15 protein-coding genes are annotated in these 12,593 nt (G+C 48.2%); 5 read left to right on the forward strand and 10 right to left on the reverse strand.

Annotated elements, in window-relative coordinates; genetic code table 11:
• Window positions 1-25 precede the first annotated feature (25 nt).
• The 3 genes from spoIIM to BUA17_RS24225 form a co-directional block, all read right to left on the reverse strand.
• A complete protein-coding gene (gene spoIIM, locus BUA17_RS24215; RefSeq protein WP_063565728.1) occupies window positions 26-655 on the reverse strand; it encodes a stage II sporulation protein M in 630 nt (209 codons plus the stop codon).
• A 187-nt stretch (window positions 656-842) separates the two neighbouring features.
• A complete protein-coding gene (locus tag BUA17_RS24220) occupies window positions 843-2,063 on the reverse strand; it encodes an endonuclease Q family protein (protein ID WP_072735289.1) in 1,221 nt (406 codons plus the stop codon).
• Window positions 2,063-2,638 carry an NUDIX domain-containing protein gene (locus BUA17_RS24225; RefSeq protein WP_063565726.1) on the reverse strand — a complete coding sequence of 192 codons (576 nt, stop codon included), beginning with the start codon at window positions 2,636-2,638 and terminating at the stop codon, window positions 2,063-2,065. Before BUA17_RS24225 ends, BUA17_RS24220 begins: the two co-directional genes overlap by 1 nt.
• Window positions 2,639-2,759: 121 nt before the next feature.
• Here BUA17_RS24225 and mciZ point away from each other — a divergent pair, with 121 nt between their 5' ends.
• Window positions 2,760-2,894: a Z-ring formation inhibitor MciZ gene (mciZ, locus tag BUA17_RS30975; RefSeq protein WP_090810664.1), complete on the forward strand. Its 135-nt coding sequence runs from the start codon at window positions 2,760-2,762 to the stop codon at window positions 2,892-2,894.
• Window positions 2,895-3,020: 126 nt separating this feature from the next.
• Here mciZ and BUA17_RS24230 read toward each other — a convergent pair whose 3' ends face one another.
• The gene (locus BUA17_RS24230; RefSeq protein ID WP_072735290.1) at window positions 3,021-4,154 is read right to left on the reverse strand and encodes a tripeptidase T; all 1,134 of its coding nucleotides are present in this window, start codon (window positions 4,152-4,154) and stop codon (window positions 3,021-3,023) included.
• A gap of 83 nt (window positions 4,155-4,237) precedes the next feature.
• Here BUA17_RS24230 and prli42 point away from each other — a divergent pair, with 83 nt between their 5' ends.
• Window positions 4,238-4,339 carry a stressosome-associated protein Prli42 gene (gene prli42, locus BUA17_RS30980; protein ID WP_090810668.1) on the forward strand — a complete coding sequence of 34 codons (102 nt, stop codon included), beginning with the start codon at window positions 4,238-4,240 and terminating at the stop codon, window positions 4,337-4,339.
• Window positions 4,340-4,366: 27 nt separating this feature from the next.
• Here prli42 and lipB read toward each other — a convergent pair whose 3' ends face one another.
• From lipB to lpdA, 5 genes are all read right to left on the reverse strand, one after another.
• Window positions 4,367-5,074 carry a lipoyl(octanoyl) transferase LipB gene (lipB, locus tag BUA17_RS24235; protein WP_072735291.1) on the reverse strand — a complete coding sequence of 236 codons (708 nt, stop codon included), beginning with the start codon at window positions 5,072-5,074 and terminating at the stop codon, window positions 4,367-4,369.
• Window positions 5,075-5,240: 166 nt separating this feature from the next.
• Complete coding sequence (locus BUA17_RS24240; protein WP_072735292.1) at window positions 5,241-6,695, reverse strand: dihydrolipoamide acetyltransferase family protein; 1,455 nt, start codon at window positions 6,693-6,695, stop codon at window positions 5,241-5,243.
• Window positions 6,696-6,743: 48 nt separating this feature from the next.
• Window positions 6,744-7,730 carry an alpha-ketoacid dehydrogenase subunit beta gene (locus BUA17_RS24245; protein WP_024630968.1) on the reverse strand — a complete coding sequence of 329 codons (987 nt, stop codon included), beginning with the start codon at window positions 7,728-7,730 and terminating at the stop codon, window positions 6,744-6,746.
• 2 nt (window positions 7,731-7,732) lie between these two features.
• Window positions 7,733-8,761 carry a thiamine pyrophosphate-dependent dehydrogenase E1 component subunit alpha gene (locus BUA17_RS24250; RefSeq protein ID WP_063565722.1) on the reverse strand — a complete coding sequence of 343 codons (1,029 nt, stop codon included), beginning with the start codon at window positions 8,759-8,761 and terminating at the stop codon, window positions 7,733-7,735.
• Between the two features lie 139 nt (window positions 8,762-8,900).
• Complete coding sequence (gene lpdA, locus BUA17_RS24255; RefSeq protein ID WP_072735293.1) at window positions 8,901-10,325, reverse strand: dihydrolipoyl dehydrogenase; 1,425 nt, start codon at window positions 10,323-10,325, stop codon at window positions 8,901-8,903.
• 244 nt (window positions 10,326-10,569) lie between these two features.
• Here lpdA and BUA17_RS24260 point away from each other — a divergent pair, with 244 nt between their 5' ends.
• A complete protein-coding gene (locus BUA17_RS24260; protein WP_072735294.1) occupies window positions 10,570-10,893 on the forward strand; it encodes a DUF2627 domain-containing protein in 324 nt (107 codons plus the stop codon).
• A 186-nt stretch (window positions 10,894-11,079) separates the two neighbouring features.
• Entirely contained in the window at window positions 11,080-11,427 is a 348-nt protein-coding gene (locus BUA17_RS24265; protein ID WP_024630972.1) for a potassium channel family protein, read from the forward strand.
• 8 nt (window positions 11,428-11,435) lie between these two features.
• On the opposite strand, the gene BUA17_RS24270 is transcribed toward BUA17_RS24265, so the two are convergent.
• Window positions 11,436-11,648: a hypothetical protein gene (locus BUA17_RS24270; protein ID WP_063565718.1), complete on the reverse strand. Its 213-nt coding sequence runs from the start codon at window positions 11,646-11,648 to the stop codon at window positions 11,436-11,438.
• A gap of 184 nt (window positions 11,649-11,832) precedes the next feature.
• Between BUA17_RS24270 and BUA17_RS24275 the strand changes: the two genes are divergently transcribed.
• A complete protein-coding gene (locus BUA17_RS24275) occupies window positions 11,833-12,426 on the forward strand; it encodes a thymidine kinase (RefSeq protein ID WP_024630974.1) in 594 nt (197 codons plus the stop codon).
• The last annotated feature ends 167 nt before the right edge of the window (window positions 12,427-12,593 follow it).

Below are 12,593 nucleotides of genomic sequence, written 5' to 3' on the forward strand. Positions count from 1 at the left end.
ACATTTTACACTATCACGCGCAAAGCTAAGCGGGTAGTAGCATCGGTGTGACCCAGCGCATCATCGCAGGTGTAACCCATGTTTCAAATGACGCAACCCCTAACAGCAGTGCTGCCATAACGAGAGTTAACACCATATATGAAGCAAAAGGCCTCTGACGGCCTGGTGTCCGCTGCATCAGAACACGGTTCCGAATAATATATAAGGAAAAGGTCATGGCTGACACACTGCAAATGAGCAGTACCGGAATCACGAATAAATTATGAGGCGCAACGGAAACCAGGGCAAATAACAGCCCTTTCCATGAATACTGTCCGACAAGGTAACCCACTGTAAAACCAATGAGCACCCCTTTCAGAAAATCCAGAACCAATATGCCCGGCAGACCGATGACCGATAAACCCAGAATGAAGATCAGGCCAACCCACTTTAGATGAAGCATAGCAATGTCCCAATAGGTTCCGGTCTCAGTCACCTGTCCGCTGTGCTGTACCGTCATGAAGAAGTTACCGAGGTAGCCCTCCAGATCCTGGCGTTGTTCAAGGGATAGGGCATTAACCATCAGGGCGCCAAAAATGACACCCACCAGAAACAAGACAGCCACGAATACATATAAAGAGGTTTGGCCTTTGAATGTGAAGTAGGCAGAACGCATACAGGTACGAGTCCCCTTTCCGGTTATCATGCTGCAAGGATGTCGAGTGAAATCCTCATAGTCATTCTTATGAACCGGAATGCACACGTATGACTTCTTGTCCAGAATCAGATTTCTTCTCCATGACAAAATGCCATTCCCGCACCAAATGATGCTAACTCACCTTACGAGCATACCGCAAACTGATCTACTCTGATCTTTCCTTGCTAGACACCTTTCCGTAAGTGCCCCCACCACCAGATGACAATTCTAGTTGACCATCCCGCGCTGCAACGATAAGACCTGCGAGAACCGGTCCAACGGCCTCTACAAGTTCATCCTCGCTTGTACGATGTAATACGTTCATTTCCGTACCAAAGCGGTCCAGCAGCTGGCGCAGTTTGGCTTTCCCCAAACCCGGGATGAATTCCAACGGTACCTGATAGTGATAAGCAGGTCGGTTTGCTGGAACATGCGGACTTTCTCGGTCAGCGATTGCCAGTATACGATCCAGTACACCCTGCACAAGCTTCACACTGCCACAGTGTGGACAACGTTCTGCCGACATCGCATGCTCGTCCATAATGCTCCCACAGGAGGCACAGTAGGTACGGTGGTATTTGCCAAGTCTCGGATCCAAACCGTAGTTGGCTGTAATGCTTCTGCCTGCCTGTCCTTTAAGTGCCATGCTGTATTCGTCAAAGGAAGGCTTTGCGAGTTGCAACTCATTGTACTCTCGTCCAATCTTGCCCAGAGAATGAGCATCCGAGTTGGTCAGAAAGGGGACCTGATCCAGTTCCCGAATATAACTGGCCATGGATGAATCAGAGCTTAGCCCGAGCTCAACGGCATCGATCAGGCTAGTATCCAGCACATCAGCCATACGAGAGGCCGTGCTGCCATATATACCTTTATGCGGGGTAAACGCATGCGCTGGCACAATAAGCCCTCCACGCGCCTTTATCTCGGCCTGCATCTCAAGCGCGGGTACATATACCCGCTGTGAACTCAGGTTTACATTTTTCATATAACGTTTCATCCAGTCCGTGAAGGACTTCATGGTTTTCAGATCACGGAAGTAGGCCAGCATATGGAACTCCCGCATCCCTGGCTCGCGCAGCTCCAATTCCGTACCCAGCAGGATAGTTGTGTCCTGATACGCAATACCCCCTCCCTCAAGCTCGGACATCGTGCCGTTCTCAAGCAGCTGTTCGATGTCCATCTGTACAACCGGAGAGTGGCAATCAATGACGCCGAGTAGATGGATTCCTTTGCGATCCGAGGCTTCTCTAGCAAGGTTCTCGAATGTCAGATCACGGCTGCCACTGATTTTAACAGCTTCACCGCGCGAAGTTCGTCCAATGTGAATATGGAGGTCTGCATAACAAGGTTCCCACCCTGCAGACACTGCCTGTTGCTCATTCATCATTAAAACCGTCCTGTTGTTCTGTAAAGATCCCATGCATACACAGCCATCATCGTTTTGGCATCACTGATGCGATTCTGATCCATCAACTGATAAGCCTCTTCAATTGTAATCTCGGACACTTCAAGAAATTCATCTTCGTCCAAAGCCATGTCTCCTGCTTCGAGTTCCTCGGCGATGTACAGATGGATGATCTCATCCGCGAATCCTGGCGAAGTATAAAACGAACGCAGATGCCGCAATGATTTAGCTACATAACCAGTCTCTTCGCGCAATTCACGCGCTGCTGCCACTTCAGGTTCTTCTCCCGGGTCCAGTTTGCCTGCTGGAATCTCGACTTCCGTACGTCCCATGGCCTGACGATACTGATCAACGACCAGCATACGATCGCCATTCAGAGCGAGGACAGCTACTGCTCCAGGGTGACGGATGATCTCACGTGTAGCAGTCTGACCGTTAGGCAGCTTGACCGTGTCGACCTGAAGAGAAATGACTTTGCCCTCGAAGATGGGCTTTGTCGATATCGTCTCTTCGTCAAGTTTTGGATTGGCAGAATGCTTATGATTGGTTGGGTTCATCTGTTCTTCAACTCCACATCTTCGAATTTTGATTCTCTTTATACGTATAAACCTCTGTTTTTTGGCATATGGTGAGCTTATAGCGATTTCAAACAAATATAGCAAATCAGGGGGACAACCAATGAACAGTTATTTAACACCGCAATCCGTACACGTGGTCGGACAAGCCAGACAAGTCCAGCTCATACTCAAACAATGGGTGCGTGAGTGGGGTCCAGATGCCAAATTAATCGATATGCTCGCTGGACGTAAATGATACTGTTCTTGGTCTGCAATACCCATGAAATATAACATGGTTTTGCCAAAAAGTCCGAACTCGGTTTGTACCGGATTCGGACTTCTTAGTTGAAGCACGGGGAGTTTCACCCTCAGTCTCTTTGGATTACTTTTTATTTGCAGCCGTTTCCTGAATAATAGCCACAACCACTTCAGATAGTTTCACAATATCCTCGGCACGGATGCGTTCTTTCGTCGTATGGATGTCCTCATAGCCTACAGCCAGGTTGACCGTGGGTATGTTGAACCCATTGAAGATGTTGGCATCACTGCCACCACCGGATGCAAACGTGCTAGTTTCCAGCCCCAGGCTCCGAATGGCACGCTGAGCAAGCTGAACAACCTCGTGTTCATCATGGAAGCCAAATGCAGGATACAGGGTCTCACTGCGGAACTCAGCGGTTGCACCATATTTGCGGCATGTCGTTTCCAGTGCTTCACGCATCTGGGCCACTTGCAGTTCTACCTTCTCCTGCACAATACTGCGGGCCTCAGCCTCAATCTGCACAAAATCGCAAACGACGTTTAGTGCAGATCCACCTTGGAATTTGCCGATGTTCGCGGTAGTCTCATCATCAATCCGTCCCAGCTTCATCGCCGCAATCGCTTTGGCCGCCACTTGAATGGCACTGATGCCGTCTTCCGGATTCACGCCCGCGTGTGCGGATTTTCCATAGATCTTCATCTGAATTTCCGCTCTGGCCGGAGCAGCCACACAGATTGTACCCACGGCTCCGTTGGAATCCAGGGCATAACCGAACTCGGCTTCAATATCCTTCGGATTCATTGCACGTGCACCAACCAGACCCGACTCTTCACCTACGGTAATCACGAATTGAATTTTCCCATGAGGTATATTGTTCTCTTGAATAGCTCGAATCGCTTCAAACAAAGCGGCGATCCCCGCCTTGTCATCTGCACCTAGAATTGTCGTGCCATCACTGCGAATCCAACCGTCTTCACCCAGCTCAGGTTTAATTCCTTGTCCAGGCGTTACGGTATCCATATGACATGTGAAAAAGATTGGCGCTGCTTCTTCCGCACCATCTGCTTCCCAGGTAATCACGAGATTACCAGCGCCATGTCCGGTTTTCTCCGTGGTGTCGTCCTCATACACGCTGAGGCCCAGCTGAGTAAACTGTTCTTTTAACACTTTTGATATATTCTGTTCATGAGTTGTTTCACTATCAATCTGCACCAATTCCATAAATTGATCAATAACACGCTGCTGTTTTATCATAGGACTTTCCTACCTTTCGTCGATACGGTACAATACAATTACTATGGTCTGTTTATTCTTTTGTTGAAAGGAGTTCTCTCATCATGCAAAAAAAGAAATGGTTCCGCATCATTATCTATCTCATGCTGCTCGCCATGATTGGGTCCACCCTTTTCATTGCGCTCGAACCTTTATTGTTCGGATAGAAACCTGAAGCCTTTTGACTGTCTGATTTACAGACGGGGAAGGGCTTCTTTTTCTGTAATCCAGGTAATCTCATACGGGAAAATCCGGTTAAAGTATGGAACGATATCCTGGGCAACCTGCTCCACAGTGTAGGTCTTGCCTGTAATATCCTCCAACGAGGTCACACCATACTGCTCAATCCCGCAAGGAACAATCCCCTGAAAGCCTGCGTGCTGAATGCCGGAGGTGATATTAAAAGCAAATCCGTGACTCGTCACGAAGCCGCGCCGGTGTTTACAACGATTGAACTTTACGCCGATGGCGGCAATTTTCAAATCTCCGATCCATACACCTGTGTAAGCCTCTTTGCGTCCCGCTTCAATACCCTGATCAGCCAGGTAATCAATAATCATCTGCTCTAGGCGACGTAAATAGCCATGTAAATCCAAGGCTTCATCCCGTCCAAGAACAAGTAACGGGTAACCTACCAACTGGCCAGGGCCATGATAAGTAATATCACCGCCGCGGTCAATTTGAAACAAGGAGATACCTTGCTCCCGCAGTTCGTCTTCACTGAGAAGCAGGTGCTCCGGGTGATTCTGTGAACCGATCGTATACGTCGGCGGATGCTGGAGCAACAGCATCTGCTCCGCTCCTTCTCCCTCATCCAGTTGCTGCACAATCGCTTTCTGGCGGTTCCAAGCCTCTTCATAATCAAGCATCGGTATGTACATAGCATCCAGCGGCTTGCTCATGATTCCCCCACACCCTTCTGTTTCAATGTTCATTGTATAATGATGAGCATTCTATTGAAGAAAACGGGAAAAGTGCACGGCCATTGGCACATACACTTTCCCATTATCCATCTATTCAGCGCTTGGCATCATTAGTAACTCATTGAAATGATGCACTTGCTCTCTCTTAATACACTTTCGATTCCATCGTGTATCCTTCAAGATTCTCTTTTACACGTTGCAGGAAACGTCCGCTGATGACCCCATCCAGAATACGATGATCCAGGGAAAGACAGAGGTTCGCCATGGAACGGACAGCAATCATGTCATTGATGACCACAGGTTTCTTGACGATCGACTCAAATGTAAGAATCGCCGCCTGTGGGTAGTTAATAATAGGTTGCGACAGAATCGAACCAAATGACCCCGTATTGTTAACCGTGAACGTTCCGCCCTGCATATGGTCTAGCTTCAACGTGCCTTCACGAGTTTTACGTGCCAGCTCATCAATTTCACGAGCCAGACCAGCGATGTTGCGCTGATCCGCATGTTTAATTACCGGTGTCAGTACAGAGTCTTCTGTACCCACTGCCATCGACAGGTTGATATCCCGTTTGACAATAATTTTGTCAACAGCCCAGACGGAGTTCATGATCGGGTAGTCTTTAATCGCATTAACGACCCCCTTCATCATGAAGGACAAGTACGTCAGGTTGATGCCTTCTTTGCGCTTGAACTCATCCTTGAGTTTGTTGCGCAGCATCACCAGATTCGTCACGTCCACTTCAATCATCGTCCACGCGTGAGGGATTTCCGATACGCTTTGACGCATATTACGAGCAATGGCATTACGAACTGGAGTAACGTCGATAAAGTATTCGGATCTTCCCTGTCCGCCACCCTCTACTTCGATTTGCGGAATTTTCGGACTTTCGGTCAGATGTATGCCGGAATGTCTTACAGGAACGCCTGCGTCGGCTGCTGGAACGGTTTCTCCCGCAGATGCGCCCAAGTCTGCATTCCCCCGATTCAATCCGCTGAAAGGAGAACCTGAAGGTACTCCCGAAGAGACCTGCTGTCCTGCTACAGTAGAAGACTGTACAGACGCTGCGCCCGCGTTTCCACCCTGTGCAATCACTGCCAGTACATCCTTACGTGTAATCCGACCACCTGCTCCTGTGCCCTGAATGCTCTGCAAGTTGAGACCATGTTCAGCTGCAAGGGATTGAACCGCAGGAGAATAGCGGTTACGCATCGGCTGATTGGGATCGTGCCCTGTTGTACTCGCTGCACCAGCAGCAGGTACGTAGTTCGCACTTTGTTGTGCATGAACATGATCACCATTCTGTTGCTGCGAAGCATGCGTTACTTGCTCTGCTGCTTCTTCATCAGAAGCAGCTACCTGCATGCGGCAGATGGCTTCGCCAACCGCAATGGTCGTACCTTCTTCGACCAACAGATCACCCATAATTCCATCAACGGTTGATGGAATCTCTGCGTTGACTTTATCCGTAATCACTTCACAGATCGGTTCGTATTGTTCAATCCGGTCACCCGGTTTTTTCAACCATTTGGCAATGGTAGCCGAGACCAGCGATTCCGCCAGCTGCGGCATAATGACCTCGATCCATTTCATACTCATTGGTTATATCACTCCAAACTTTGCTTTTAAACTATCTCACTACACGAATTAATACTCGGCGAGCGTACGCATCGCTTCCTTGGCTTTATCCTTGCTCAGCATATAGAATTTCTCCAATGTTGGGCTAATCGGCATTGCCGGTACATCCGGTCCGCAGAGACGCTGAATCGGCGCATCCAGTTCGAACAGGCATTCTTCACTGATGATAGCCGCCACTTCGGCTCCTACACCACCGGTTTTATTATCTTCATGCACAATCAGCACTTTGCCTGTCAGACGAGCGGATGCAATGATGGCTTCGCGATCAAGTGGCTGCAATGTGCGCAGATCCAGTACGTGGGCAGTAATGCCTTCCTCACGCTCCAGCTCTTCGGCAGCCTGCATGACAAAATGAAGTGGTTGGCTATAGCCGATAACGGTAATATCTGCTCCTTCACGAAGCACGTTGGCTTTACCGATTGGAACGATGTAATCATCCTCTGGCACATCTTCCTTAATCAGCTTGTAGCATTTTTTGTTTTCAAAAAAGAGAACAGGGTCCGGGTCGCGAATAGCTGCTTTGAGCAGTCCCTTTGCATCGTATGCCGAGTACGGAGCTATAATTTTCAGACCTGGTGTACCAAAAAAGATCGATTCAGGACATTGGGAGTGATACAGCCCACCAAAAATACCGCCGCCAATAGGCGCACGAATAACAATCGGGCAACTCCAGTCATTGTTGGAGCGATAGCGAATTTTGGCCGCTTCACTAATAATCTGATTTGTTGCAGGCAACATAAAATCCGAATATTGCATCTCGGCAATAGGTTTCATGCCATACATCGCTGCACCAATGGCTACACCTGCAATGGCTGATTCGGACAATGGTGTGTCCATGACACGCATTTCGCCGAACTGATCCTGCAATCCTTTGGTTGTAGTGAACACACCGCCTTTAACCCCGACATCTTCACCAAGGATAAAGACATTTTCATCCCGCTCCATCTCTTCTTTCATCGCGAGACGGATTGCATCAATATATTCCATAACCGCCATACTTACCGTCCCCCTTCTTCGCTGTCCGCATAAACGTGCGTCAGAGTGTCCTCAGGTTTAGGATATGGCGCGTTGTCTGCGTATTCAGTCGCTTCTTTCATTTCCAGCGCAAGCTGGGAAGCCAGATCCGCATCCCGGGCTTCATCCCAGATGCCGCAATCGATCAGATAGTTCTTCATGCGAAGCACGCCGTCCTTCTTCCAGTTCTCTTCAACCTCTTCCTTGGTCCGGTATGCCAGATCATTGTCCGAAGTGGAGTGTGGAGATAAACGATACATCATTGCTTCAATAAGTGTTGGTCCTTCACCAGCGATTGCGCGGCGACGAGCTTCTTTGACTGCACCGTATACTTCCAGCGCATCGTTTCCATCTACACGTAGTCCAGGGAACCCGTACCCAAGTGCACGATCCGATATTTTACCACTCAGCTGCTTATGAATTGGCACCGAGATGGCATACTGATTGTTCTCACACATAATGATCACAGGAAGTTTATGAACACCTGCGAAATTGGCACCTTCGTGGAAATCTCCCTGGTTGCTTGACCCTTCACCAAAAGTTACAAAAGAAACGAATTCTTGCTTCTTCATTTTGGCAGCCAGTGCAAACCCTACAGCGTGCGGAACCTGTGTGGTAACCGGACTGGAGCCCGTTACAATGCGCAGCTTTTTGTGACCGAAGTGACCCGGCATTTGCCGTCCGCCACTATTCGGATCTTCCGCCTTCGCAAAAGCAGACAGCATCAGCTCACGTGGAGTCATGCCAACTGCCAGTACAAAGCCATAATCGCGGTAATACGGTAAATAATAATCGTGATCCCGGTCCAGACCGAATGCAGCGCCTACTTGCGCAGCTTCCTGTCCTACACCGGATACGTGAAAGTTAATTTTGCCGGCCCGCTGTAAGAGCAAGCAACGCTCGTCAAACTTGCGTGCGAGCAGCATGTATTTGTACATATCCAATACTTCACCATCGCTAAGTCCCAGCTGTTCATGCCGATGGACCGCGTCTGCAGTACCTTTTGAACTCATATGAGGTACCTCCTTTTAATCAGAGCCTTTGCCCGTCTTACTACCCGATCTTATAACCTGGTACTAAGACTTGGCTTAACCTTATTATAATCCCATTTGCCCAAAAAAGGAAAGGACCTTTCTCATAAGCCTGTCCGGCTTACATTCCAATCGATTTTCCGTCAACTGCCAACATGGCTTCACCCATGATTTCTGATAATGTTGGGTGAGGATGGATCGTCTGTCCCACTTCCCAAGGTGTGGCATCCAGCATCTGAGCCAAAGAGGCCTCTGCGATCAGTTCCGTCACATGGGTACCGATCATATGTACTCCCAATATATCATTCGTCTTGGCATCCGCGATTACCTTCACGAATCCATCCCGACTTCCATGAACCAAAGATTTTCCAATCGCCTGGAACGGAAACTTGCCTGTCTTCACTTCATAACCACGCTCTTTGGCCTCGCGCTCCGTAAATCCGATACTCGCTGCTTCCGGACGAGTATAGACACAGCGCGGGATTCGATGTGATTCGACGGCATGTACCGTTTCACCCGCCAGATGATTCACTGCCAAAATGCCTTCATGACTCGCTGCATGCGCCAGCTGCAAACCGCCGATGACATCGCCGATTGCATAAATATGTCCCTCACCCGTTTGCAGATGTTGATTCACAGCAATAAATCCGCGTTCGAGTTTGATATCCGTATTTTCGAGTCCGATATTTTCGACATTGGCCTGACGACCAACCGACACCAGCATCTTGTCCGCTTTCAGAGTCTCTTGCTTCTCATCCCCCAGCTTGACATCAATCTGAATACCGTCTTCCTGTATGCTATATGTCTCTGTCAGAACGCTAGCGCCTGTTAGAAAGCGAACACCACGTTTCCCAAGCAATCTCTGCATTTCCTTGGCTACATCTTCATCCTCTGCTGGCAATACATGAGCAGCGGCTTCAACAACTGTAATTTCAACGCCAAAATCATTCAGCATCGAGGCCCATTCGAGGCCAATCACCCCACCACCAACAATGATCAGGGATGCTGGTAATTCGTCCATTCGCAAAGCCTCATCACTGCTCATGATGTACCGGCCATCTGGCTCAAGACCCGACAGCACCCGTGGGCGAGATCCGGTAGCAATAATGAGGTTGGTTGGCACAACTGTATCCATCTCGCCATCTTCAAACTCGACAGCCACTGCACCGCTCTGAGGGGAGAAAATGGAAGGTCCGATCACGCGCCCTTTGGCGTGTACGACCTGAATTTTATTTTTTTTCATTAAATACTGCACACCTTGATGAAGCTGCTCCACAATTGCATCCTTGCGCGCCTGAACCTTCGGAAATACAAGTGTTGCTCCAGCTGTTTCAATCCCATACATTTCGCTCTCTTGGATCTCTGCGTACACTTCCGCACTTCGCAGCAATGCCTTGCTCGGAATACAGCCACGATGCAGACAAGTGCCCCCCAGCTTATCCTTCTCGATAATAACAACCTGTTTTCCTAACTGTGCGGCACGGATGGCAGCAACGTACCCTCCCGTTCCTCCTCCAAGAATGGCAACATCACATGTAATTGGCATCTTAAATGTTCTCCTCTATCCATATAATTTCAATACAATTTCAATATATTTGTAAGATGATGATTCGAATGATTCTCTTTTTCATAGACGTTATCTATATTCCATTGTACTCCCCTTGAGCAGTCAACTCAAAATTTGACCCTGAAACGCATGGACAGCTTCTGAAAACCAAGCTATGATGGAATCAGGTATGACCTGTAAGCGCAACCTTTATTTTACGTCAACCTCAGGCAGAAGGAGTTTAATGGTGATGAATACTAGACTGGTCTTTGCACGATTTGTGGCGATTATTGTTCTGGTCATTCCCGGGTTAATGGCAATGAAAGGTTTTCTAATGATGAAGGACGCCCTTTTCCTGTATTATGCCGAGCATGGGAACGAGCAGATCTCACCAGGATTTCAATGGCTCTCCTTTGGTGGAGGACTTGTCCTGTTCGCCGCAGGCATGAGTTTTCTGGGAGGTTGGATTCTGTTCCGTGACCGCAAGCGTAATTATGTAGGACCCCGTTTTCGTTCAAAAAACGCACCCTCAGCCGACAAAGCAGAGACGCCCGGTACGACTTCCTGAGTCCGGGCTTTTTGTCATTTTTTCTGGCTCCGCAACATTTCAACATCCGAACTTTACATCTGCCTTTATATGCGTTACTTGTTCAGGTATAATGCTTATTTATTCAAACAGGTATTTTGCATAAATTCAATGTTAGCATCTTGAATATGCACAATGCCCACTCTTCTATAGACAGGATGGTTCAAGATGGTCTCGTTTATCATTACGCTAAAAAGATTGCTTAAAGGCATTTTCCATGCCTTCAAGGACCAGAAGTTCCTGGCTCTGTTTGTATTAACTGCGGCGACACTTCTCTCGGGCACGTTATTCTATACTCGCGTTGAAGGTCTGCACTGGATTGATGCCCTCTATTTCTGCGCAGTAACTCTAACGACGGTGGGGCATCCGGATTTTGTACCATCGACCGGATTCGGCAAGGCTTTTACAGTCATCTATATGTTCGCAGGTATCGGCCTCACCTTCGCCATGATTGCCAGAATTACAGCAGGTATTCTATTTCCCCGCAAATTGCAGACAGAAGAGAACCCGGAGTAGTCTCCGGGTTATTCGTATAATGCATCCCGCAGCTTGGTAGACATACGCGACTCTTTGGAAGAGGACTTCAGAATCGTTCTTCGCAACGTCAGATTACTGGCTTGCAGCCGCTCCGCTTCAGCGAACAAGTCTGCAAACAACGCCTGCGCAGCTTCGTCAAGGACTGACTGTCCTTTCAAATGTTCATATCGCTCTTGTAATTCGGATAATGCTTCACTCATCGTTAACACCTCTTTTCAATCGCTCCTGGCTTATGCATTACACTGCCGTAACCAACAGCTTAACAATCCATATAGTAACACAAAGCTGCTCAGATTAGTTCTGGCTCTTACTAAAGATTTTGTGGTACTCTGTAATGGTCGCTTTTTTTTGTTGAATCCCGTATGTGAGAGGAGTAGCAGAACTGTGCAAACAGGACGAATTACCGTAATTACAGGACCTATGTTTAGTGAAAAATCCGGTGAACTCATTCGCCGTTGTCAGAAATTAATTCAATTTGGCCGTAAAAAGGTCGTTGCTTACAAACCTGCCGAAGATGATCGGTTTGCTCAAGACGAGATCGTTAGCCGTATCGGCTATCGTCTGCCTGCCCATTCCATTCCCCGGCAATTGACCCCGGAATCCGTAGAGATGATCCTTACGCAGACCAAAGATGCTGATGTTGTTGCATTTGATGAAGTACAATTCTTCAGCAGTGCCATCATGGAACTGGTCTCCGAGCTTGCCTACTGTGGCAAACATGTCATTGTGGATGGACTGAATATGGATTACCGTGGCAAGGAATTTGGATATGTAGGCGGTTTGCTCGCTATGGCGGATGACATTGAGAAACTGTCAGCATTCTGTGCCGTATGCGGAAGCCCGGATGCGGCTTTCACCCAGCGTATCGTTAATGGAGAGCCTGTAACGCTTGGACCTGTCGTCATGATTGGCGATTCTGAAGCTTATGAGCCGCGATGTCGCTGCTGCTTCATTCCTCCTCACAAAGTTGAATGCTGAGCTGACTCAGCTTTTCCATGATCAATCTATAGGTTCTGATCGGCGGTATCTGCTGATACAGGTTTCCTGAGATTTCAATAAAAGCCCCTGAGGGCTTTTTTTATTATAGCTCCTTTTTACCAGCATGCCCTTAATATACCTCTGCTTATCTCGGTCATTTGCTCTTT

Source organism: Paenibacillus sp. ov031 (genome assembly GCF_900143165.1).
GTDB lineage: Bacteria > Bacillota > Bacilli > Paenibacillales > Paenibacillaceae > Paenibacillus > Paenibacillus marchantiae.

Excerpts from the sequence above, each read along its gene's own strand:
- BUA17_RS24230 (WP_072735290.1), bottom strand. The coding sequence starts at position 4,154 with ATGATAAAACAGCAGCGTGTTATTGATCAATTTATGGAATTGGTGCAG.
- lpdA (WP_072735293.1), bottom strand. The coding sequence starts at position 10,325 with ATGCCAATTACATGTGATGTTGCCATTCTTGGAGGAGGAACGGGAGGG.
- prli42 (WP_090810668.1), top strand. The coding sequence starts at position 4,238 with ATGCAAAAAAAGAAATGGTTCCGCATCATTATCTATCTCATGCTGCTC.
- BUA17_RS24220 (WP_072735289.1), bottom strand. The coding sequence starts at position 2,063 with ATGATGAATGAGCAACAGGCAGTGTCTGCAGGGTGGGAACCTTGTTAT.
- spoIIM (WP_063565728.1), bottom strand. The coding sequence starts at position 655 with ATGCGTTCTGCCTACTTCACATTCAAAGGCCAAACCTCTTTATATGTA.
- mciZ (WP_090810664.1), top strand. The coding sequence starts at position 2,760 with ATGAACAGTTATTTAACACCGCAATCCGTACACGTGGTCGGACAAGCC.
- BUA17_RS24245 (WP_024630968.1), bottom strand. The coding sequence starts at position 7,730 with ATGGCGGTTATGGAATATATTGATGCAATCCGTCTCGCGATGAAAGAA.
- BUA17_RS24225 (WP_063565726.1), bottom strand. The coding sequence starts at position 2,638 with ATGAACCCAACCAATCATAAGCATTCTGCCAATCCAAAACTTGACGAA.
- BUA17_RS24270 (WP_063565718.1), bottom strand. The coding sequence starts at position 11,648 with ATGAGTGAAGCATTATCCGAATTACAAGAGCGATATGAACATTTGAAA.
- BUA17_RS24250 (WP_063565722.1), bottom strand. The coding sequence starts at position 8,761 with ATGAGTTCAAAAGGTACTGCAGACGCGGTCCATCGGCATGAACAGCTG.
- BUA17_RS24240 (WP_072735292.1), bottom strand. The coding sequence starts at position 6,695 with ATGAGTATGAAATGGATCGAGGTCATTATGCCGCAGCTGGCGGAATCG.
- lipB (WP_072735291.1), bottom strand. The coding sequence starts at position 5,074 with ATGAGCAAGCCGCTGGATGCTATGTACATACCGATGCTTGATTATGAA.
- BUA17_RS24265 (WP_024630972.1), top strand. The coding sequence starts at position 11,080 with ATGGTCTCGTTTATCATTACGCTAAAAAGATTGCTTAAAGGCATTTTC.
- BUA17_RS24260 (WP_072735294.1), top strand. The coding sequence starts at position 10,570 with ATGGTGATGAATACTAGACTGGTCTTTGCACGATTTGTGGCGATTATT.